At 69.7% G+C, this 22,051-nt stretch carries 21 protein-coding genes; 13 read left to right on the forward strand and 8 right to left on the reverse strand.

Annotated features, from left to right (window positions below; genetic code table 11):
• Nucleotides 1-62: 62 nt before the first annotated feature.
• Complete coding sequence (locus ABT053_RS21070) at nt 63-671, reverse strand: DUF3043 domain-containing protein (RefSeq protein WP_344746179.1); 609 nt, start codon at nt 669-671, stop codon at nt 63-65.
• A 145-nt stretch (nt 672-816) separates the two neighbouring features.
• Here ABT053_RS21070 and ABT053_RS21075 point away from each other — a divergent pair, with 145 nt between their 5' ends.
• From ABT053_RS21075 to ABT053_RS21105, 7 genes are all read left to right on the forward strand, one after another.
• On the forward strand, nt 817-1,650 hold the full coding sequence (locus ABT053_RS21075) for a PspA/IM30 family protein (RefSeq protein WP_350970784.1): 834 nt from the start codon (nt 817-819) through the stop codon (nt 1,648-1,650).
• Nucleotides 1,647-1,925: a PspA-associated protein PspAA gene (pspAA, locus tag ABT053_RS21080; RefSeq protein WP_344746177.1), complete on the forward strand. Its 279-nt coding sequence runs from the start codon at nt 1,647-1,649 to the stop codon at nt 1,923-1,925. Before ABT053_RS21075 ends, pspAA begins: the two co-directional genes overlap by 4 nt.
• 9 nt (nt 1,926-1,934) lie before the next feature.
• Entirely contained in the window at nt 1,935-2,840 is a 906-nt protein-coding gene (gene htpX, locus ABT053_RS21085) for a zinc metalloprotease HtpX (protein WP_350970785.1), read from the forward strand.
• Between the two features lie 89 nt (nt 2,841-2,929).
• The gene (pspAB, locus tag ABT053_RS21090; protein WP_350970786.1) at nt 2,930-3,520 is read left to right on the forward strand and encodes a PspA-associated protein PspAB; all 591 of its coding nucleotides are present in this window, start codon (nt 2,930-2,932) and stop codon (nt 3,518-3,520) included.
• Between the two features lie 161 nt (nt 3,521-3,681).
• Nucleotides 3,682-6,222 carry a serine/threonine protein kinase gene (locus ABT053_RS21095; RefSeq protein WP_350970845.1) on the forward strand — a complete coding sequence of 847 codons (2,541 nt, stop codon included), beginning with the start codon at nt 3,682-3,684 and terminating at the stop codon, nt 6,220-6,222.
• A 1-nt stretch (nt 6,223) separates the two neighbouring features.
• Entirely contained in the window at nt 6,224-6,976 is a 753-nt protein-coding gene (locus ABT053_RS21100; RefSeq protein ID WP_350970787.1) for a maleylpyruvate isomerase family mycothiol-dependent enzyme, read from the forward strand.
• A 460-nt stretch (nt 6,977-7,436) separates the two neighbouring features.
• Nucleotides 7,437-8,162 carry an SIMPL domain-containing protein gene (locus tag ABT053_RS21105; RefSeq protein ID WP_350970788.1) on the forward strand — a complete coding sequence of 242 codons (726 nt, stop codon included), beginning with the start codon at nt 7,437-7,439 and terminating at the stop codon, nt 8,160-8,162.
• Between the two features lie 309 nt (nt 8,163-8,471).
• On the opposite strand, the gene nadA is transcribed toward ABT053_RS21105, so the two are convergent.
• A complete protein-coding gene (nadA, locus tag ABT053_RS21110) occupies nt 8,472-9,626 on the reverse strand; it encodes a quinolinate synthase NadA (RefSeq protein WP_350970789.1) in 1,155 nt (384 codons plus the stop codon).
• 211 nt (nt 9,627-9,837) lie between these two features.
• Between nadA and ABT053_RS21115 the strand changes: the two genes are divergently transcribed.
• Both ABT053_RS21115 and ABT053_RS21120 read left to right on the forward strand, forming a co-directional pair.
• Nucleotides 9,838-10,191: a HesB/IscA family protein gene (locus ABT053_RS21115; RefSeq protein WP_030910261.1), complete on the forward strand. Its 354-nt coding sequence runs from the start codon at nt 9,838-9,840 to the stop codon at nt 10,189-10,191.
• Nucleotides 10,192-10,428: 237 nt separating this feature from the next.
• Nucleotides 10,429-11,415, forward strand: coding sequence for a carbohydrate kinase family protein (locus ABT053_RS21120; protein ID WP_350970790.1), 987 nt, complete (start codon nt 10,429-10,431; stop codon nt 11,413-11,415).
• Nucleotides 11,416-11,783: 368 nt separating this feature from the next.
• Here the strand turns inward: ABT053_RS21120 and ABT053_RS21125 are convergent, their stop codons facing one another.
• From ABT053_RS21125 to ABT053_RS21135, 3 genes are all read right to left on the reverse strand, one after another.
• Nucleotides 11,784-12,206, reverse strand: coding sequence for a CBS domain-containing protein (locus tag ABT053_RS21125; RefSeq protein WP_350970791.1), 423 nt, complete (start codon nt 12,204-12,206; stop codon nt 11,784-11,786).
• A 61-nt stretch (nt 12,207-12,267) separates the two neighbouring features.
• Nucleotides 12,268-12,537, reverse strand: a complete 270-nt coding sequence (locus tag ABT053_RS21130) for a sulfurtransferase TusA family protein (protein ID WP_350970792.1) — start codon at nt 12,535-12,537, stop codon at nt 12,268-12,270.
• 25 nt (nt 12,538-12,562) lie between these two features.
• The gene (locus tag ABT053_RS21135; RefSeq protein ID WP_350970793.1) at nt 12,563-13,699 is read right to left on the reverse strand and encodes a cysteine desulfurase family protein; all 1,137 of its coding nucleotides are present in this window, start codon (nt 13,697-13,699) and stop codon (nt 12,563-12,565) included.
• 218 nt (nt 13,700-13,917) lie between these two features.
• On the opposite strand from ABT053_RS21135, the gene ctaC reads away from it, so the two are divergent.
• The 4 genes from ctaC (at nt 13,918) to ABT053_RS21155 (ending at nt 18,169) form a co-directional block, all read left to right on the forward strand.
• A complete protein-coding gene (gene ctaC, locus ABT053_RS21140; RefSeq protein WP_350970794.1) occupies nt 13,918-14,667 on the forward strand; it encodes an aa3-type cytochrome oxidase subunit II in 750 nt (249 codons plus the stop codon).
• Nucleotides 14,664-16,322 (forward strand): aa3-type cytochrome oxidase subunit I, encoded by a 1,659-nt coding sequence (ctaD, locus tag ABT053_RS21145; protein ID WP_350970795.1) that lies wholly within the window; start codon nt 14,664-14,666, stop codon nt 16,320-16,322. The genes ctaC and ctaD overlap by 4 nt, the downstream gene beginning before the upstream one ends.
• The gene (locus ABT053_RS21150) at nt 16,319-16,714 is read left to right on the forward strand and encodes a cytochrome c oxidase subunit 4 (RefSeq protein WP_350970796.1); all 396 of its coding nucleotides are present in this window, start codon (nt 16,319-16,321) and stop codon (nt 16,712-16,714) included. Before ctaD ends, ABT053_RS21150 begins: the two co-directional genes overlap by 4 nt.
• Nucleotides 16,715-16,936: 222 nt before the next feature.
• Complete coding sequence (locus ABT053_RS21155) at nt 16,937-18,169, forward strand: L,D-transpeptidase (protein ID WP_350970797.1); 1,233 nt, start codon at nt 16,937-16,939, stop codon at nt 18,167-18,169.
• 248 nt (nt 18,170-18,417) lie between these two features.
• Here the strand turns inward: ABT053_RS21155 and qcrB are convergent, their stop codons facing one another.
• The 3 genes from qcrB to qcrC are packed head-to-tail and all read right to left on the reverse strand — an operon-like array spanning nt 18,418 to nt 22,042.
• Nucleotides 18,418-20,118, reverse strand: coding sequence for a cytochrome bc1 complex cytochrome b subunit (gene qcrB / locus ABT053_RS21160; protein ID WP_350970798.1), 1,701 nt, complete (start codon nt 20,116-20,118; stop codon nt 18,418-18,420).
• Nucleotides 20,118-21,230, reverse strand: a complete 1,113-nt coding sequence (gene qcrA, locus ABT053_RS21165; protein WP_350970799.1) for a cytochrome bc1 complex Rieske iron-sulfur subunit — start codon at nt 21,228-21,230, stop codon at nt 20,118-20,120. The genes qcrB and qcrA overlap by 1 nt, the downstream gene beginning before the upstream one ends.
• The gene (gene qcrC / locus ABT053_RS21170; protein WP_350970800.1) at nt 21,227-22,042 is read right to left on the reverse strand and encodes a cytochrome bc1 complex diheme cytochrome c subunit; all 816 of its coding nucleotides are present in this window, start codon (nt 22,040-22,042) and stop codon (nt 21,227-21,229) included. The genes qcrA and qcrC overlap by 4 nt, the downstream gene beginning before the upstream one ends.
• Nucleotides 22,043-22,051 lie beyond the last annotated feature (9 nt).

Raw genomic sequence — 22,051 nt, forward strand, 5'->3', positions numbered from 1 at the left:
GGAAGTGTTCGGCCGCGACGTCTCGCGGGCGCCGCGGGCGCCGCGGGCTCTGCCGCCGCAGGTCAGTTCTTCGGCGGGACCGGCCTGCCGCCGGGCAGCACGGCCGGCGGCGGGAAGCGCAGCTTGCGGATCTGCAGCGCGCGCATGGCGGCGTAGAAGCCCACTCCCTTGAGGTTCTCGTTGGGGAACTTCTCGGCGGTCAGCTTCTTCACCTTCCAGGACACCCAGATCGAGGTGAGCAGCACGCCGACCATCATGAGCGGCCAGCCGACCGTGATCACCGCGACGTAGACGTAACCCCGGACGTCCGCCGGGAAGGGGATCCAGGTGAGCAGCAGGATGAGGAGGGAGAACGGCAGGAAGTACTGGCTGGCGAGACGGCGGGAGTCGACCCAGTCGCGCGCGAACTTCCTGGCGGGCCCCTTGTCACGTGCGGGGAAGTAACGCTCGTCGCCACGCAGCATGCCCTCGCGCGCCTTGACGCGCTCGCTGGCCTGGCGTTCGCGGAGGTTCTTGTAGGCCTCTTTGCGGTTCTGGGGGGCGTTCACCGGCTGCCGGCGACGGCCTTCGGCGTCCCGTCGCTTGGGTGTGGGACGCCCCTTGCCCGCAGGCTTAGGATCGTTAGCGGAGGCGGGGGAGTCGTCCGCGGTGGTCTGGGTACGTCGGAACACAACGCCAGCCTACCGGGACTGCAACTTAGTGACGCCCCCGCGCGTTATGCGTAGGGTGAACCCTATGGTGGCTCCGGTGCTTTTCGGGGGCTGGACTCACTTGGGGTGACCCGAAGCGCATTGAAGAAGGGGACGGCCGACGCGCATGAGCGTGATGAAGAGACTTTCGCTGATCTTCAGGTCCAAGGCGAACAACGCGTTGGACAAGATGGAAGATCCTCGCGAGACCCTGGACTACTCATATCAGCGCCAGCTGGAGTTGTTGCAGAAGGTGCGCCGGGGTGTGGCGGACGTCGCCACCTCGCGCAAGCGCGTGGAGCTTCAGATCAACCAGATCGAGGCGCAGTCGCGCAAGCTCGAGGAGCAGGGCCGCAAGGCGCTCGGAGTCGGCCGCGAGGATCTCGCTCGCGAGGCGCTGACCCGCCGTGGCAGCCTGCAGACCCAGATCGCCGACCTCCGCGTGCAGCACGACAACCTGCAGGCCGAGGAGGAGAAGCTCACCACGGCCTCCCACCGGCTGCAGGCCAAGGTCGACTCCTTCCGTACGAGGAAGGAGACGATCAAGGCGACCTACACCGCGGCCGAGGCGCAGACGCGGATCAACGAGGCCTTCTCCGGCATCTCCGAGGAGATGGGCGACGTCGGCCTGGCGATCCAGCGTGCCGAGGACAAGACGGCCTCCATGCAGGCCCGCGCGGGTGCCATCGACGAGCTGCTGGCCAGCGGCGCGCTCGACGACTTCAGCGGGCAGCGCGGCGACGACATCCAGGCCGAGCTCGACCGCATGGGCGGCGGGCACGACGTGGAGCTGGAGATCGCGCGGATGAAGGCCGAGCTCGGCCAGGGCCCCGCGCCGCAGGGCGCGATCACGCCCGGCCCCGCCCAGCCCCACCAGCAGCCCCAGCCCCAGCCGCCGCACCACGAGCAGCCGCCGTCCAACCAGACGCAGCAGCTCCGCCAGCCGGGGGAGGGCCTGTGATCGTCCGCATCATGGGGGAGGGGCAGATCGACATCGCCCCCGCAGACCTCGACGTGCTGAACACGCTGGACGCCGAGCTGGAGGCCGCCATCGAGGCCGGCGAGGAGGAGGCCTTCCGGGTGCGGCTGCACGCCCTGCTCGACAAGGTCCGCCACGTCGGCAAGGCGCTGCCCGACGACAGCCTGGAGTCCTCGGAGCTGATTTTGCCTCCGGCCGACGCATCCATGGACGAAGTGCGGGAGATGCTCGGCAACGAGGGGCTGATTCCCGGCTAGCTTGGGCATATGGCACAAACCCGGTTCGCCCCGGACCGGGGCCTGACCAGGCGCATGGTGCTCACCATGTTCCTGCTCGGACTGCTCTACGTGGTCTTCGTGGCCGTGTTGATCACGCTGGGCGTCCGGGCCGTCGTGGTGCTGCTCATCGCCGGTGGCATCCTGCTCGTGCAGTACTTCATGTCCGATCGCATCGCGCTGTTCGCGATGCACGGGCGTGTCGTCTCCCCGCAGGAGGCCCCGGAGCTGCACGGCATGATCGACAGATTGTGCGCGCTGGCCGACATGCCCAAGCCGCGGGTGGCGATCGCCGACTCGGACGTCCCGAACGCGTTCGCCACCGGCCGTAACCAGAAGAACTCCGTGGTCTGCGTGACCACGGGGTTGCTGCGCCGCGTCGACGGCGGCGAGCTGGAGGGCGTGCTGGCCCACGAGATGTCCCACGTGGCCCACCGCGACGTCGCGGTCATGACGATCGCGTCCTTCCTCGGCATCGTCGCCGGGCTGATGACCAGGGTCGCGCTCTACAGCGGCCTCGGCGGGCGCGGGCGCGACGACAGGGGCGGCCTGCCGATCGGCCTGATCATCCTGCTCGTCTCGGCCCTGGTGTACGCGGTCAGCTTCCTGCTCACCCGGGCCCTGTCGCGCTACCGCGAGCTCGCCGCGGACCGCGCGGGGGCACTGCTCACCCAGCGTCCCTCCGCCCTGGCCAGCGCCCTCGTCAAGATCAGCGGTGAGATGGCCCGCATCCCGACGAAGGACCTGCGCGAGGCCGAGCCGTTCAACGCCTTCTTCTTCGCGCCGGCCCTGTCCGGCAAGGCGGGCCTGTCCGCGCTCTTCGCGACCCACCCGCCGCTGGAGCGGCGCCTGGACCAGCTCGGCAGGATCTCCGCCCAGCTCGGCCAGGGCGGGTGACGGACCCGCGAACGGGGGCGCCGGGCCGCGAGGGGGCCTGAGGGGCCGAACGGGGAGCGGGCGAAGGGGATCGAGGGGGGAGTGATCCGATGCGCTGGTGGGACGCGCTGATGGGGCGCGGCGAACCGGCCAAGGCCGACCTGGACGCGCTGTTCGCGCTGCCCTCGGCCGCGGTGACCCTGCAGGCCGCCACCGACCTGGCGCCGACGGGGGTGGGGGCGGTCTGCTTCCGCTCGGCCGAGGGCGGGGCGTTCGCCGAGCTGGAACGCGACGTCACCCAGCTGCTGGACGCCGGAGGCGGTCCCCCGGTGGAGGTGTCGAAGGACTCCTTCGGCTACACGTGGCTGCTGGTGCGCCGTACCCCCGACCTGCTCGGTGACCTCGTGACGGACCTGCACGCGGTCAACTCCTCCCTGGAGGCGGCGGGTTTCGGCCCCTCCCTGCTCTGCTCGCTGGTCTCCTTCGCCGCCCCCGACGGTCGCGGGCTCGCCCTGGTCTACCTCTACAAACAGGGCACCTTCTACCCGTTCGCCCCGCTGCCCGCCGGACGCGGGGGAGGGCAGGCGCAGCGCAGGGACAACGCGCTGGAGTTGCAGGTGCGCGGCGCGATCGGCGGCGAGCTGGAGATCGAGCCGGACCTCGGCCGCTGGTTCCCCCTCTGGGGCGCGCCCGGCCTCTGAGGGATCTCCCGCGAAGCCCTTCCCACACGGCCTTTCCGCGCGATTCGCGGGTCCTCTGGAACGCGCCATCGTGGCCGTCCGGCTTGAGGTTTGATGTACGTCCTGTGACCCTTTGCCCCCACAATGGGACCGGAAAATCATCACAGGAGAAGGGTGTGACCATGGCGGACCTCGCGTCCCTGCGGCCCGGGGATCCCGAGCACGTGCGGGAGTACCGGCTCACCGCCAGGCTCGGCGAGGGAGGCCAGGGAACGGTCTACCTGGGCGTTTCCCCGACGGGGGCACGCGTCGCGGTCAAGTTGCTCCGCGCGGACCTCACGCAGGACGAGGAGGCGATGGAACGCTTCGTCCGCGAGGTCAGCACGACCCAGCGCGTCGCGCCCTTCTGCACCGCCGCGGTGATCGACACCGGGGTCGACCAGCATCGCCCGTACATCGTCAGCGAGTACATCGACGGCCCGACGCTCGACGCGGTCGTGACCGGCGAGGGCCCGCGCGAGGGGGCGGCCCTGCACCGCCTGGCGATCGGCACGGTCACCGCGCTCGTCGCGATCCACCAGGCGGGGATCGTGCACCGCGACTTCAAGCCTTCCAACGTGCTGCTGGCCTCCGACGGCCCCCGGGTGATCGACTTCGGCATCGCCAAGGCGCTCGACCGGACCTCCACGCTGACCGCGATGGCGATCGGCACCCCCTCGTACATGACCCCCGAGCAGCTGGCCGGGGAGAACGCGGGGTCGCCCGCCGACATGTTCGCGTGGGGCTGCACGATGGTCTTCGCGGCGACCGGGCAGCCGCCGTTCGGCACGGACAGCCTTCCGGCGATCTTCAACCGGATCATGAACATGGAGCCGGACCTGGGGGCGATCGCCGATCCGGCGCTGCGCGACCTGGTCGGGCAGTGCCTGTCCAAGGACGCCGCCCAGCGGCCCGCGGCGGGCGAGGCGCTGCTGCGGCTGCTCGGCCACGCCGGTGGCCCGGGTGGCACGGGCGGACCGGGGGGCGCGACCGGTGCCGCGTCGCCCACCGCGCCGCGCGGCATCCTCGCCGAGGGCTCGGCCGCCGCGGCGCAGCAGACCGGCCCCGGCGGGAACGACCCCGGGCACACCGTGTACGGGCAGCGGCGTCCGGGCGGCGACGACCACGGCCGGCAGGGCCAGTGGGACCAGCGGCAGCATTCCGGGCCGCAGCCGTTCGCCCAGCAGGGCGGGCCCGGCGGGGGATACCCGGCGCAGGGCGGTCCTTCCGGCTACGCCCAGCATCCGCAGCAGTCGAACCCCCGTGGTCACGCCCCGCACCTTCAGCAGTCGGATCCGCGCGGCCACGCCCAGAACCCCGAGCACGCCCAGTGGCAGGACCCGCGCGGTCACGCCCAGCAGGCCGGGCCCCACGGCTCCCCGCAGCAGGGATCGCCCACGCGGCCCCTCTCCGGCGGATACCCCGGCCCCGACGGCTACGCGGGCGGCTACCCCCAGCAGGGCCCCGGGCAGCAGGGCCCCGGGCACCCGCAGCCGGGATATCCGGGGCAGCCCGGGACCCAGCCCTACGGCGGCCCCGCGACCTACCCCTCCTCCGAGGGCGCCCAGTACCGGAACCCGGCGCCACCGGCGTATCCGGGACAGGCGCCACCCGCCCGGAGCGAGCGCCGGGCGTGGCCGGCGATCGTGGGAGGGGTGCTGGTCACCGTCCTCGTGGTCGGTGGCGTCGTGTGGGCGCTGAGTAGCGCCGGCACCGACACGCCGGAGACCACCCGGGCGGACACCACGAGGGCCGCGAGCACCCCCACCCCCACCGCGCCGACGGTGCCGGAGGCCGACAACACGATCAAGCTGCCCGGCAGCTCGCTCACGCTCCACGAGAGCGACCGGGACCCGATCAAACTGAGCTCCTACAGTCTCGACTGGGACAAGACCCTCTACGTCCGCGAGCAGGGCGGCGGGCGGTTCGTCAAGAACGGCAAGTACTTCCAGTACACGGTCAACGCCGACGGCACCAAGGCGCTGGGCACCGACCGGATGTACGACGCGCAGAGCTACGCGATTGTGTCGATCATCGATCATCGATCCGGCGCGGCGAGTAGGATCAGGATCACCAAGGCGCCGATCTACCCGACGCTGCCGCAGTGGTCCCCGGACGGCACGCGCGGCCTGGTCACCCTCTACGAGGCGGTCGGCGACATCAGCAAGGAGTACGGTTTCGCGATCATCGACGTCGCCACGAAGAAGGCGAAGGTCGTCCGCGTGAAGGAGAAGGACGCGGGCAAGTGGAGCTATTTCTGGCGGGGCGACGGCAGGGCCGTCGGCACCTGGGCGCTCACCGGCAAGACCCAGCGCATCCGCTTCTACGACACGCAGGGCACCGTGCTGCAGACCCTGCTGGACGTGGGCACCCCGATCACGGTCGAGGGCGACGACATCTCCCCGTCCGGCTCGTCCCTGCTGACGTACTGCAAGGAGAGCAAGAAGGAGATCTGCGTCTGGTCCACCGGCTCCGACGCCCCGGCGAAGGTCCGGATCCCGTTCGAGACGGAGCGGCTCATCGGCTGGTACGACGACGAGCACATCGCGGGCTGGCGGCGCAGGGGCTCCGGCTACGAGGCGGTGGTGTTCGACTTCAAGGGGAAGGTGCAGCGGTTGCTGGCCACCAGCACCGACGCCAAGGAGTACGAGAAGCAGTTCATGCGCTTCACGCGAGAGGGCTGACATGAGGGAGTGGACCCACGCCGAGCACACCGCGGCCGCCGCCACGGAGATCGCCCGGATGGCCGACGTCCTAAAGGGACGTGACATGTCCGTTTCCGTACGGACCTGTCCCGGCTGGGATCTGGCGAAGCTCGTCACCCACACCGGGGGCGTGCACCGATGGGTGGCCGCCATGGTGCGCGACCTGGCCGAGCGGCGTCACGACCGCGACGGCATGGCCATGGGCCTGCCCGCCGACCCGGACGGCTACGCCGCCTGGCTCGGCGAGGGCGCGACCTTCCTGCCCGAGGCGCTGCTGTCGCAGAATCCGGAGGCGCAGATGTGGGCCTGGGCCGGGGACAAGCGGGTGCGGTTCTGGTCGAGGCGGATGCTCCACGAGACCCTGGTGCACCGGGTGGACGCCGAGCTCGCGCTGGGCGTCCCCGTCGTGATCGACGAGCACGTGGCCGCCGACGGGGTCGAGGAGTTCCTCGACGTCCTGCCGTACGTGAGGTGGAACCCGGACGTGGCCGACATCAGGGGCGGGGGCGAGACGATCTCCCTGCAGGCCGACACCGGGGCCGGGTGGGTGATCACCCTCGACCCCGACCGCTTCCACCACCGGCGGTCCCTGCAACCGGGCACCGTCACCGTGCTCGCCGCCACGTCGGCCGACCTGCTCCAGGTCGTGTGGGGGCGGCGCAGCCCCGACGACTACGCCGTCGAGGGCGACGGCGGGCTGCTGGGCTGGTGGCGGGGTCTCACCCGCATCTGAACCACGCCCGCCCGGCCCGGACACGCCCGCCCGGCCTGAACCACGTCCGCCCACCTGGATCTGAACCACACTCGCCCGGCCCGGACACGTCCGCCCATCCAGATCTGAACCATGCCCACCCGGCCAGGACGCGCCCGCCCGCCCAGACCTGAACCACGTCCGCCCACCCGCATCCGGATCACGTCCGGATGCCGGGATCCGGACCGCTGCCGGAATCCGGAGCATTGCCAGGAATTGCCAGGAATTGCCAGGATCCCGGAGCGTTGCCGGGATTTCGGGCCGTCCCCGCTCGCTCAGGGCCGTGTCCGCCCGCTCCGGGCCGGCTCGTGCCGACCTGTCGTGACCCGGCCGGAATCCAACCCGGCGGGCGGCAAAATACCCGTCCGGGATTCGGCCAAGACACGACAGGGCCCGCGCGGAGCTCGCCGCCGCGACCGGCGTCCCGTGGTGCCATGACTTTATGATCAAGATGTCTCAGGCGGTCGCCTCGGCCGTGCTCGTCTCCACGGGACTGTTCTTCGCCGGTCTGTCCGGCGGCACCGCGCTCGCGGACTCCGAGCCCTCCGTGGTGACAGCGGAGGGGAGCCGCCCGCAGATCACGATCGTGGGCGAGGGCACGGTGTCCACCACCCCCGACATCATGCGGCTGGACACCGGCGTCGAGGTGCGCCGGCCCACCGCGGGGGCGGCGTTCACCGCCGCCCGTACCGCCGCCGCCGCCCTGACGCGGGCGCTGCTCGCGGCCGGGATCGCGGCGAGGGATCTGCGGACCGACGAGTTGACCCTCGGCCCCGAGTACAAGGAATACCCCACGATCTCCGGCTACCGGGCCACGCAGGGCGTCGAGGCCATCGTGCGCGACATCGACGACGCGGACGACGTGGTGGAGGCCGCGGCCGCCGTCGGCGAGGCGGTCAGGCTGAACGGCATCTCCTTCGAGGTGTCCGACAACCGCGCGCCGCTCAGGCTGGCGCGCGACATCGCCTTCAGGGACGCCCAGAGCCGCGCCACGCAGTACGCCAGGCTCGCGGGCCGCGGGCTCGGCCGCGTCATGGAGATAAACGAGCAGAACGTCACCCCGCCGACGCCGGTCCTCGGCTTCGCCGCGGCCGTCGACAGGGCCTCGATCAGCCCCGGCCGCCGGAACGTGTCGGTCAGCGTCAGGGTGGTCTACGAGCTCGAATAGGCCCCGCGCACGCGGTGCTCCCCCGACCCCGGGTACGCGACAGGTCCCCGGCACGCGACGGGCCCCGGCGGGTCACCACCCGCCGGGGCCCGTCCACGCTGAGGCCAGGGAGACCAGAGAGAACAAAAGAACATCAGGGGAGCCGTGGGACGCCGGGCCCGGCCGGGAGGCGGGCCGGGGGACCGCTGGACCTCGCCCGGGTCGCGGCCCCGCCCCGGGACCGGGCCGGGACCCCGCTCCGAGGCCATGAAGGCCGGGAAGGCCGGAAAAGCCGGGAAGGCCCGGAAGGCCTGGGAAGACCCGGGAAGGTCAGGGCAGGGCCAGCATCCGGTCCAGGGCGACCCCGGCCCAGTGGGCGGTGTCGTCGTCCACGGTGATCTGGTTGACGAGCTGACCGGCGGCGAGCGACTCCAGCGCCCACACCAGGTGCGGCAGGTCGATCCGGTTCATCGTCGAGCAGTAGCAGACCGTCCGGTCCAGGAACGTCACGTTCTTGTCGGGGAACATGGCGCCGAGCCGCTTGACCAGGTTCAGTTCGGTGCCCACCGCCCACGAGGACCCGGCAGGAGCCTCCTCCAGCTTCTTGATGATGTACTCGGTCGAACCGACGTGGTCGGCCTTGGTGACGACCTCGTGCCTGCACTCGGGGTGGACCAGCACGTTGACGCCGGGGATGCGGGCGCGGACGTCGTCCACGCACTCGGGGCTGAAACGGCCGTGCACCGAGCAGTGGCCCTTCCAGAGGATCACCTTGGCGTTCTCGAGCTGCTCGACGGTGAGGCCGCCGTTCGGCCGGTGCGGGTTGTAGACGACGCAGTCGTCCAGCGACAGGCCCATCTCCAGCACCGCGGTGTTGCGGCCCAGGTGCTGGTCGGGCAGGAAGAGCACCTTCTCGCCGCGCGAGAAGGCCCACTCCAGGGCGCGCCTGGCGTTGGAGGAGGTGCACACGGCACCGCCGTTGCGCCCGCAGAACGCCTTGATGTCGGCGCTGGAGTTCATGTAGGTGACGGGCACGGTGACCCCGGCGATCCCCGCGTCCTCCAGGGCCTCCCAGCACTCCTCGACCTGGTCGAAGGTGGCCATGTCGGCCATCGAGCACCCGGCCGCGAGGTCGGGCAGCACGACCTTCTGGGAGCTCGACGTGAGGATGTCGGCGGACTCGGCCATGAAGTGCACGCCGCAGAAGACGATGTACTCGGCGCCGGGGCGGGCCGCGGCCTCCTTCGCCAGCTTGAACGAGTCGCCGGTCACGTCGGCGAACTGGATGACCTCGTCGCGCTGGTAGTGGTGGCCCAGCACGAAGACCCGGTCGCCGAGCGCCGCCTTGGCCCTCCGGGCGCGCTCCACGAGCGCCGGGTCCGAAGCGGACGGCAGCTCGCCGGGACAGTCGACGCCGCGCTCGCTGTGCGGGTCGACACCTCTGCCGAGGACGAAGAGCGGAAGCCCGGTCTCGGTGGTCGTCATGGCCACACCCCCTTATCGTCGAAGTGACGACTAATGATGACACACAGGATTGGGGCTTTATTCCGGGGGAGGGGGTTTTGTCCGAGGACGGAGGTGTCTGTCGTCTCAGGAATGTGTACAGGGAGGCGGGTGTTGGTAGCGTCTGAGAAGGACGTCATAAACAGACGGCCGTTCCCGGGGAGCGGCTGACGAAGACGCGGGAGTCACCAACATGTCGGTTGAGAGCAGCGAGACCACGGCGCAGGGCCTGATCCTCAGTTCCGCGGCCGCGGCGAAGGTCAAGAGCCTGCTGGAGCAGCAGGGCGAGGAAGGTCTCCAGCTGCGCGTGGCCGTGCAGCCCGGCGGCTGTTCCGGTCTGCGTTACCAGCTCTTCTTCGACGACCGTTCGATGGACGGCGACGTCGTCTCCGACTTCGACGGCGTGAGCGTGGTCACCGACCGGATGAGCGCCCCCTACCTCGTGGGCGCCACCGTCGACTTCGTCGACACGATCGAGAAGCAGGGCTTCACGATCGACAACCCCAACGCCACCGGCTCGTGCGCCTGCGGCGACTCGTTCAACTAGGCGAGTTCCAGGCGGGTCTCGCCGGGCGGATCCCGCCCGGCGAGACGAACCGGCGATGAGCGCCCGGCCCCGCGGGGTGACATCGGTCACCCCGCGGGGCTTTCGCGTGCCCGATCGGGGTAGCCATTGGTGCACGAGCGGGACGCGAGGAAGGTCGCGTATTCTTGCGTGGCTCAGCTTCCCGTGCGGCTCAACCGCCCACGTTCCGAAGATGCAGACAACGAGGAGAAGAACCCCGTGCGCATCGCCGTCACCGGCTCAATCGCGACCGATCAACTGATGACCTTCCCCGGCCGCTTCAGCGACCAGCTCATCGCCGGTCAGCTCGACCGGGTTTCCCTGTCGTTCCTCGTGGACGACCTGCAGGTCCGCCGCGGCGGCTGCGCGGCCAACATCGCGTTCGGAATGGGCTGCCTGGGGCTTCGGCCCCTGCTGGTCGGCGCGGTCGGCGCCGACTTCGCCGACTACCGCTCCTGGCTGGAGCGCCACGGTGTCGACTGCGACTCCATCCACGTCTCCGAGACGCACCACACCGCCCGCTTCCTGTGTACGACCGACGACGACCACAACCAGATCGCGTCGTTCTACACCGGCGCGATGGCCGAGGCCCGCCTCATCGAGCTCGACCCGGTCGCCCGGCGGGTCGGCGGCCTCGACCTGGTGCTGATCAGCCCCAACGACCCCGAGGCGATGCTCAGGCACACCGCCGAGGCGCGCCAGCGCGCCATCCCGTTCGCGGCCGACCCCTCCCAGCAGCTCGCCCGCATGCCCGGGGAGCAGATCCGCGAGCTGGTCGACGGCGCCGCCTACCTGTTCGGCAACGACTACGAGAAGGGCATGATCGAGCAGAAGACCGGCTGGACCGACGAGGAGATCCTCGACCGGGTCGGCGTCCGCGTCACCACGCTCGGTCCCAAGGGCGTCGTCATCGACCGCAAGGGCGAGCCGTCCCTGCACGTCCCCCCGGCGCCCGAGCTCGGCAAGGCCGACCCCACCGGCGTGGGCGACGCCTTCCGCTCCGGCTTCCTGTCCGCCCTGGCCTGGGGCCTGTCCCTGGAGCGCTGCGGCCAGGTCGGCAACCTCACCGCCACCCACGTCCTGGAGCGTGTCGGCGGCCAGGAGTACGAGCTCGGCCAGAAGGTCTTCCTGGAGCGCCTCGCCGACGCCTACGGCGCCGACGCCGCCGCCGAGGTGGCCCCCTTCGTGAAGTGCCACCACGCCTGAGCCGTCACGCCTGAGCGACCATGCCTGGGCCGTCACGCCTCAGCCGTCACGCCTGAGCGACCATGCTCGGGCCGCCACGCCTCAGCCGTCACATTTGAGCGGCCATGCCTGGGCCGTCACTTCTGAACCGTGACGGCCGAGGCGACCCTCCTGGGCCGTCACTCACGGCTTGGAGGCATCTCTTCCGGGTCGCCGGGTCCTGGCGGCTCTCCGGGAGACCGTGCCCCAACCGGGGACCGCGACCACCGCCGTACCACTGCCGAGCCGATACCTGACCGGTGCAGGACCACCGCCGGGCCGTCGCCCGGCGGTGGTCCGGCCGGTGCCCCCGGTGCCCCCACCGCGCGGGTGCTCGCGCGGGCCGGGTGTCAGCCGCTCGCGTAGACGCGCTGCACGAACTCGGCCAGCTTGTCGTCGGGCAGCTTCCTGGCCAGGTCGGCCTCGCTGATCATGCCGACGATGCGGCCGTCCTCGATCACCGGCAGCCGCCGGATCTGGTTCTGCTCCATCTTGGCCAGCGCGTCCTCGACGCTCGCGTCCGAGGCCACCCAGACCAGGCCGGTCGCGAGGTCTCCCGCGGTCATCTTGGAGGGGTCCAGGCCGTGTGCCACGCACTTGACCACGATGTCGCGGTCGGTGATGATCCCCTTCAGCCGGTCGTCGCTGCCGCAGATGGGCAGCGCGCCCACGTTCATGTCCCGCATCATCTGCGACGCCCGGTCGAGTGTCTCGTGTGCCTCGACGCACCGGACCCCGGCGTTCATCAGATCTCTGGCCGTCTCACCGCTCATGACGTCCCCCCGAACCGTTTGGCGTGTTTTCGGGGGAGGTCATACCCAATTTCGGGACATGTCAGTAATTGCGGCGTACGTGGATGGCCCAGCCCCGCTCGGGGAGCTCGTGGCTGCCCACGTGGTGGTGCGACTTCAACCGGCACCAGGCGGGGATGTCGGTGACGGCGGCCGGGTCGTCGGCGAGGACCGCGACGATCCCGTTGCGCGGCACGTCGTTGATCTGCGCCGCCAGCATGATGATCGGGATCGGGCACTTCTTGCCCAGCGCGTCGATGGTCAGGGCGGGAGGCTGTGCCGCTCCCGCCGGAGTCGCCTGGCCGGACGTCATCGCGTCTTCACTCCCCGAGTGTTGATCAAAGTTTGACCCCCGCCTCCTCGCGGATTCTTCGTACCGCGTCCGGCAGGAAGGTGAGGAAACGGTCCACATCCGTCGCAGAGGTGCCCCGGGGGAGCGAAACGCGGACGTTCCCGTGGGTGAGGACGCCCATCGCCTCCAGAACATGCGACGGACGAAGCGTACTCGCCGTACAGGAGCTGCCGGACGATACCGAGAACCCGGCCTTGTCGAGTTCCGTCAGCAGCGCCTCGCCTTCCACGTAAAGACACGAAAAGGTGACAATGTGCGGCGCCCGTACGATCGGGTCGCCGATCACCTCGACGTCCGGGACGAGCCGGGGCACCTCGGTCCTGACACGGTCCACGAGCGCGGAGAGCCTGGCCGACTCCATGACCGACTCGGCCACCGTGGCGCGCAGCGCGGCGGCCGCCGCGACGATCTCCGGCACGTTCTCGAACCCGGGGACCCTGCGGCGCTCGCGGTCGTCCTCGGGCAGCGGGGTGCGCCACCGGGTGCCCTTGCGGACCACCAGCACGCCGACCCCCGCAGGCCCGCCCCACTTGTGCGCGCTGGCGGCCAGCACCGACCAGCCGGGGGGCAGCGGCATCCTGCCCGCCGTCTGGGCCGCGTCCACCAGCAGCGGCACCCCCGCCTCGGCGCACGCCGCCGCCACCTCGGCGACCGGCTGGAGCGTGCCGACCTCGTGGTTGGCGCTCTGCAGGCAGGCCAGGGCGGTGCCCTCGGCGCGGACCGCCTCGCCGAAGACCGCCGGATCGACCGCGCCGGTGATCCCGACGCCGACCGTCTCGACCGAGCCACCGTCGCGCTCGTGGATGCCCGCCGCGTGCAGCACGCAGGAGTGCTCCACGGCCGAGGTGACCAGGCGGCGGCCGGCCCGGTGGCGGCCGCGCAGGGTGCCGAGCACGCCCAGGTGCACCGCCTGGGTGCCGGAGGAGGTGAACGAGACCTCGTCGGCCCGTACGCCCAGGGCCTCGGCCACCTCGGTTCTCGCCTGTTCCAGTAACATCCTTGCCCGGCGGGCGGAGCCGTACAGTCTCGCGGGGTCGGCCCAGCCGACGTCGAGGGCCGCGATCAGAGCCTCGCGCGCCTGGGGGTGCAGCGGCTCCGTGGAGGCCGCGTCGAAGTACGCCACGCTCCCAATCGTCGCACCACGCGCGGTGCGGGCGGGGGCTGCGGGGGAGGGCGAGGGGGGTCCGCGCTAATGTGTCCCCCAGCGTGAAGCTGTTGACTACGAAATCTTGAACGTGAACAAACGACCGCCCAGGAGAGACTCCTGGGCTTCATCTGTGGGGTAGGCGATCCGTGAGTCCGACCCGCCGTTCTGCACGGCGTCCGTTGGCCCGCCGCCGGGTGCCACGCGCTGCCGCTCTGGCGCTGCTGCTGGTTTCCCTGACGGCGTGCAGTGCCGAAGACTGGTCCCGAGGGGGCCTGCCCGAGGGCGTCACCAAGCAGTCCGACGCCGTTCAGAATCTGTGGAACGGCTCCTGGATCGCCGCCCTCGCCACCGGTGTGGTCGTGTGGGGTCTGATCCTCTGGTCCGTCGCCTTCCACCGTAAGAAGAAGAACTCCAAGGAGGAGCTGCCGCCCCAGGTGCGGTACAACCTCCCGATCGAGATCCTCTACACGGTGGTGCCGATCATCATGGTCGGCGTGTTCTTCTTCTTCACCGCGCGGGACCAGAACTACATCAACGCGATGTCCGGCACGCCCGACGTGAAGGTCAAGGTCGAGGGCTTCCAGTGGAGCTGGCGCTTCACCTCGGAGACCGGCGGCAAGTCCGTCCAGGTCGTGGGCCGGCCCGCCGCCGACTACACCAAGGGCCCGCAGCTGGTGCTGCCGGTCGGCAAGAAGATCGAGTTCGATCTCCACTCGCCGGACGTCATCCACTCCTTCTGGGTCCCGGCGTTCCACTTCAAGCGCGACGTGATCCCGGGCGTGAACAACAAGTTCGAGGTCCAGACGCTGGACAAGCCCGGCGTCTACGCCGGCCGCTGCGCGGAACTCTGCGGCGTCGACCACAGCAGGATGCTCTTCTCGGTGAAACTCGTGCCTCAGAACGAGTTCGACCAGTACATCGCTAGCCAGGCGGGTGCCCAGTGACCGCACTTAACGAACCCCTCGTCCTCTCCCCGGTGCCGACCCGCAAGGGCTCGATCATCACGAAGTGGGCGTCGTCCACCGATCACAAGATCATCGGACATCTCTACCTGATCACCTCGTTCGTCTTCTTCCTGATCGGCGGCGTCATGGCGCTGATCATGAGGGCGGAGCTGGCGCAGCCGGCCCTGCAGTTCGTCAGCAACGAGCAGTTCAACCAGCTGTTCACCATGCACGGCACGATCATGCTGCTGATGTTCGCGACCCCGCTGTTCGCGGGCTTCGCCAACGAGCTCATGCCGCTGCAGATCGGCGCCCCCGACGTCGCCTTCCCGCGGCTGAACATGGTCAGCTACTGGCTCTTCACCTTCGGCAGCCTCATCGCCCTGTCGGGCTTCATCACCCCGGGCGGCGCGGCCAGCTTCGGCTGGTTCGCCTACACCCCGCTGTCGAACGCGATCAGCTCCCCGGGGATCGGCGGCGACCTGTGGATCGTCGGCCTGACCATCAGCGGTCTGGGCACGATCCTCGGCTCGGTGAACTTCATCACCACGATCGTCTGCATGCGCGCGCCCGGCATGACCATGTTCCGCCTGCCGATGTTCACCTGGAACGTCCTGCTCACCTCGATCCTGGTGCTGATGGCGTTCCCGGTGCTGGCCGCCGCGCTGCTGGCGCTGGAGGCCGACCGCAAGCTCGGCACGCACATCTTCGACTCCCAGACCGGGGGCGCGCTGCTCTGGCAGCACCTGTTCTGGTTCTTCGGCCATCCGGAGGTCTACATCATCGCGCTGCCGTTCTTCGGCATCGTGACCGAGGTGCTGCCGGTCTTCAGCCGCAAGCCGCTGTTCGGCTACATCGGCCTGGTCGGCGCGACGATCGCCATCGCGGGTCTGTCGATCACCGTGTGGGCGCACCACATGTTCCCCACGGGACAGGTGCTGCTGCCGTTCTTCTCCTTCATGACGTTCCTCATCGCGGTGCCCACCGGGGTGAAGTTCTTCAACTGGATCGGCACGATGTGGCGCGGCCACCTGTCGTTCGAGTCGCCGATGCTGTTCTCGATCGGCTTCCTGGTGACGTTCCTGTTCGGCGGCCTGACCGGCGTCATCCTGGCCTCCCCGCCGCTCGACTTCCAGGTCTCCGACTCCTACTTCGTGGTCGCGCACTTCCACTACGTGGTCTTCGGCACCGTGGTCTTCGCGATGTTCGCGGGCTTCTACTTCTGGTGGCCCAAGTTCACCGGCAAGATGCTGAACGACACGATGGGCAAGATCCACTTCTGGACGCTGTTCGTCGGTTTCCACACCACGTTCCTCGTCCAGCACTGGCTCGGCGCGCAGGGCTTCCCGCGCCGCTACGCCGACTACAGCCCGATCGACGGCTTCACCGACCTCAACATGGTCTCCTCGGTCGGCGCGTTCCTGCTGGGCGCCTCCACGCTGCCGTTCCTCTACAACGTGTGGAAGACCCACAAGACCGCGCCGAAGGTCACCGTGGACGACCCGTGGGGCTACGGCAACTCGCTCGAATGGGCGACGTCCTGCCCGCCGCCGAGGCACAACTTCACCTCGCTGCCCCGCATCCGGTCCGAGCGCCCGGCGTTCGACCTCAAGCACCCGCACATCCCGGCCCGTGAGCTGGAGGAGAACCGATGAAGGTCCAGGGCTGGTTGTTCATCCTCTGCGGCGTCTTCTTCGCCGCCGTGGACGTCGTCTACTGGTACTGGTCCAAGGAGCCGGTCGGCACGACGGCGATGGCCATCTCGGTGGGCTTCGCGTTCATGATCGGTTACTACCTCATGTACACGGCCCGCCGCATCGGCGAGCAGCCGGAGGACGACAAGCAGGGCGAGATCAGCCAGGGCGCCGGGGAGCTCGGCTTCTTCAGCCCGCACAGCTGGTGGCCGCTCTTCGTCTGCCTCGCCGTCGCGCTCAGCGCGGTCGGCCTGGTCATCGGCTGGTGGCTCTTCCTGATCGGCGTGTTCGCGATCGTGATGAGCATGATCGGCTTCGTTTTCGAGTACTACCGGGGCAACTTCTCGCACTGACCGCCGCGTCTCACCGCCCCCTGGGCGGGCCGACCTCGCGTCTCATCGCCGCCCGAGCGGGCTGATCTCGCGTTTTATGACCATCTGAGCGGGTCACGGGAAAACTTCCGTGGCCCGCTTTTTGGCGTTTATTTGGGGCTCAGGGTGGATGTCTTATGTGGTGAACCGCTTACTCCGGGTAATAACTAAATCAGTGGTTCAGTCCGGGACAGGGGAGTTCATGTGGGGCACGCGATCCGTGGTTCGAGCCAGGGAGCGGGGCTGCTGACTCTCGCGCTGGTGACGGCCTCCTGCTCGGGAAACACCGCCGTACAGGGCGGGCAGACGCCGCAGGCGTCACAGAACTCGCCGGCCGCCGCCGCGGCGGTCGTCACCGTGGCCCCTCTCGACAAAGCCAGGGGTGTGCCCACGGACACCCCCATCCTGGTCGCGGCGCAGGGCGGCACCCTGCGGCAGGTCGTCGTCAGGGCCGTGAAGGGCGCCAAGGGCTCCCTGCCGGGCGTTCTCAGCGCCGACGGTACCCAGTGGCGCAGCCGGGGCATGGCCGCCCCAGGGGCCTCCTACGAGGTCTCCGCGACGGCCGTCAACCCCTCGGGCGCCGTCACGACCACGACCTCCTCCTTCTCCACGGTGAAGGGGCGCGAGACCTTCGCGATCGAGAACTTCATGCCGGGCAGGGACTCGACCGGCCTGACCGTCGGCGTCGGCATGCCGGTGATGATCACCTTCGACCGCGACGTCACCGACCGGGTCTCCATCGAGCGCAACCTGTTCGTCCGCACCTCCAGGCCGGTCCTGGGGGCGTGGCACTGGTTCGACGCCCGGAACGTGCATTTCCGCCCGAAGAAATTCTGGCCCGCCGGTACGAAGGTCCGGGTCGAGGCCCGCCTGGCGGGGGTGCGCGGCGGCGAGGGCCTGTACGGAGCGGCGAGCAAGAGCGTCAACTTCAAGATCGGCCGTTCGCAGATCACCCGGGGCAGCGTCCAGTCGCACCACCTCACGGTGAAGCGCAACGGCAAGGTCGTCCGCGAGATGCCCATGAGCGCCGGGCAGGGCGGCAACTGGAAGTACCACACGACCAGCGGGGTGCACCTGGCCATGTCGCGGGAGGACGTCACCGTCATGACCTCCCCGGGCATCGGTCCCGGCTCGGCCGGCTACTACCAGCTGACCGTCTACGACACCGTCCGCATCTCCAACAGCGGCGAGTACATCCACAGCGCGCCGTGGTCGGTCGGCTCCCAGGGCAACTCCAACGTCAGCCACGGCTGCGTCAACGTCAGCCCGAGCAACGCCAAGTGGTTCCTCGACAACACCCTGATCGGGGACCCGATCATCATCACCGGCTCGCCCCGCCCCCTGGAGCCCATGAACGGGTGGGGCCACTGGCAGGAGAGCTGGCGGCAGTGGCTCAAGTGGAGCAGCCTCAAGCACTTCAACACCGACGACGTCTGACCGGGGCCGGCCGGGGGCGCCTGACGGCCCCTGGAGGCGCCTGGGGTGCGGGGTGAGCCCTCGGTGGCTCCGGCGCACGAAAGGCCCGCAGAGGCCTTTTGAAGGCTTCCTGGAGGCATCACGGCAGTTCAGGCGCGCCGTCGGTTATGAGTCGGTGATGTGCGCAGTCACCGTCCGGTGACGCGCAAAGCGGAGGGCCCGGACACCTTGCGGTGTCCGGGCCCTCCGGTGGCGTCAGCCGTGGCGGGTCAGCGGGTCAGGGACTTGTCGTCTCCGGCCTTGCCGACCGCCGCGTGCTCCTCGTGCTCGTCGTGACCCGTGCCGATGGCGGCGTGGTCGTCGCCGTGGGCGTGACCGTGGCCGTCGTCGAGCGGGATCTTCTCGCCGCCGTACGCCGCGCTCATCCTGGCGCGGAGCTTGCCGAGCGGGCCGCGCATCCCCTTGGAGGGGATGTCGTCGCGGCTCTTCGGGCCCGCGCCGCCGCCGGAGACGATCGGGATCGCCTCCTTGCCCCGCATGTGGGCCTCGATGGCCTCGTGCGGCGGGACGTGGACCTCGATGTACTCGCCGTGCGGCAGCCGCTTGATCACGCCGGACTCCACGCCGTGGCTGATGATCGCCGCGTCGCTGCGCTGCAGGCCCAGGCAGGTCCGGTAGGTGATGATGTACGCCAGCACGGGACCGGCGATGATCAGGAACCGGCCCGCGTAGGTCGTCCAGTTCAGCGAGATGTGGAAGAACGCGGAGATCTCGTCGTTGGCGCCCAGCAGCCACAGGACACCGTAGAACGTGACCGCCGCCATGCCGATCGAGGTGCGGTGCGGGTTGTTGCGGGGACGCTCGGCGACGTGGTGCTCGCGGCGGTCCCCGGTGACCCACTGCTCGATGAACGGATACAGCGCCAGGCCCGTCATGACGATGCCCATCGGCACCAGGGCCGGGATCAGCACGCTCATCGCGAGCGTGCCCCCCGCGCCGCCGAAGAGGTTGAGCTCCCAGGCGGGCATCAGGCGCAGCGAGCCTTCGAGGAAGCCCATGTAGAAGTCGGGCTGCGAGCCCGCCGAGATGTCGGCCGGGGTGTAGGGACCGAACAGCCAGATCGGGTTGATCTGGGCGAAGGTGCCCAGCAGCGCGATCACGCCGAACGTGAACATGAAGTAGGCGCCGGCCTTGATCATGAAGGCCGGGTAGAACGGCGCGCCCACCACGTTCTCGTTGGTGCGGCCCTTGCCCGGCATCTGCGTGTGCTTCTGGACCCACATCAGGATCATGTGAGCCGAGATGAGCGCGAGCAGGATGCCCGGGATGAGCAGGATGTGCAGCGAGTAGAAGCGCGAGATGACGTCCTCGCCCGGATACTCGCCGCCGAAGAGGAAGAAAGTGATCCAGGTGCCCACCAGCGGCAGCGAGATCGCCACGCCCTCGGTGATCCGCAGACCGGCGCCGGAGAGCAGGTCGTCGGGGAGGGAGTAACCGGTCAGGCCCTCGGCCAGCGCCAGCGTGAGCAGCAGGACGCCGATCAGCCAGTTGAGCTCGCGCGGCTTGCGGTAGGCGCCGGTGAAGAACACCCGCAGCGCGTGCACCATCATGCCGCCGATGAACAGCAGGGCCGCCCAGTGGTGCATCTGCCGCATCAGCAGGCCGCCGCGCACGTCGAAGCTGATGCTCAGCGACGAGGCGTACGCCTCGGACATCATGACGCCCTGCAGCGGGCCGTACGAGCCGGTGTACTCGACGTGGCCCATGCTGGGCTTGAAGAAGAACGTCAGGAACGTGCCGGTCAGCAGCAGGATGATGAACGAGTAGAGGGCGATCTCACCCAGCAGGAACGACCAGTGGTCGGGGAAGATCTTCCGCAGGTTGCGCCGGAGGAAGTTTCCCGCGCCGATGCGGTCGTCGACGAAGGCGCTCGCACCCTCGACGGGCTTGGGAACGGTCTCGATGCTCATTACTGTTGGGCTCCGTTCTCACGGACCTCGGCCTCGGCGTCGCCGCGCTCCCAGAAGCTGGGACCGACAGGGACCGCGAAATCCGCCGTTGCGACGAGATATCCCTCATTGTCGACGGCGATCGGCAGCTGAGGCAGGGGCCTGGCCGCCGGGCCGAAGATGACCTTGGCGCCGTCGGCGGCGTCGAAGGTCGACTGGTGACACGGGCACAGGATGTGGTGGGTGGTCTGCTCGTACAGGGCCGCAGGGCAGCCGACGTGCGTGCAGATCTTGGAGTACGCCACGATCCCGTCGTGCGTCCAGTTCAGGTTAGTCCCGGATTTGAGCTCCTCGGGACGGAACTTGATCAGGATCAGCGTGGCCTTGGCCAGCGCGTTCAGGTCGTGCTCGTAGCCCTCGGGCACCACGGAGAGGATGCCGCCGGGGGAGTTGAAGTCGGCGGCCCTGATCGGCGAGCCGCTTCCCTCGACGATGAGCTTGAGGGGCTTGCCGTCCTTGGTCTTCTCTCCCCAGACGGTGTGCCGGAGCTTGGCCGGGAAGTTCGTGTGGCTCGGGCCGAGGTCGCGCAGCAGGACCAGCGGGGCCAGGCCGAGCGGGGCGGCGGCGGCCAGCAGGGTGCGGCGCAGCAGCGGGCGCTTGGCGATGCCGCTCTCGTTCGCCCCCTGCAGGAAGGTCTCGGCCACGTAGGACCTGGTCTCCGGGTCGGAGGCCATCGGGTGGCGCTCCTGGACCAGGTTGTACTTCGGCATGACCAGGCGGACCCAGGTCGTCAGGCCCGCGGCCAGCCCGAGCAGGGCCAGCGTGAGCGTGCCGCCCAGCGCGAGGTTGGAGATCTGCGTCTTCTCGATGTCGCCGACCTGGAAGACGACGTAGGACACCACGAAGCCGATGCCGCCCAGGAAGGCGACGAGGAAGCAGAGGGCGGCGTACCGCTCGCCCTTCCTCGCGGTCGCCTCGTCCTGCGGGACCACTCCGGGGACCTGGACGACGTCCGTCTTCCTCGGCTCCTCGCGGCCCAGGAGCGAGGTGCTCGCCGCCGGGGAGGGGGTGCCGATCACGCGCTTCGGCGCGCGCTCCTCCGGCTGTTCGATGTCGTGATTGTTGTCAGTCATTTGGCCTGTCGCCTCTTCGCGGTGATCCAGATGGCGGCCAGGGAGAGGAGGCTGAGCCCGACGACCCAGGCCACCAGACCCTCCGTGACCGGGCCGATGCGGCCGAGACCGGCGCCGCCCGGGTTGGGCTCCTCGCGCACGCCCACGATGTAGGCGATCATGTCCCGCTTCTGCTCGGGGGTGATCATGCTGTCGTTGAACACCGGCATCGCCTGCGGGCCGGTGATCATCGCCTCGTAGATCTGCCTGTCGGTGGCCTCGTGGAGCGGCGGTGCGTACTTGCCCTGGGTGAGGGCGCCGCCGGAGCCGACGAAGTTGTGGCACTGGATGCAGTTGGCGCGGAAGAGCTCCCCGCCCTTGGACTTGTCGCCCTTGGAGGCGTCGACCTGCTCGGCGGACGGGACGGTCGGGCCGCCGCCGAGCGACTGGATGTAGGCGCCGAGCTGCCGGACGGTGTCCTCGTTGACCCAGGGCGCCGGAGGCTTGCGCGGTGCCTGCGCGCTGGGGTTGGCCAGGGGCATGCGGCCGCTGCCGACCTGGAAGTCCACGGAGGCCGCGCCGACGCCGATCAGGGTCGGGCCCTGGGCGGTGCCCTCGGCGTTGAGGCCGTGGCAGCTGGAGCAGCTCTGCTCGAAGAGTTTCTTGCCCTCCGCCACGTCGTCGGCCCTGCCGGACGCGATGGCGGCGTCGGCCTGCCGGCTGGGGGAGACCGCGAGCGCGACGGTGTAGACCCCGCCGATCAGGCCCAGGGCCAGGAGCAGGACGGCGTATCTCGCGAGGGGATGCCGCCGCCCAGCGGTGATCCTATTCACAGAGATCCC

The sequence above is a fragment of the Streptosporangium sp. NPDC002524 genome (assembly GCF_040295985.1).
Lineage (GTDB): Bacteria > Actinomycetota > Actinomycetes > Streptosporangiales > Streptosporangiaceae > Streptosporangium.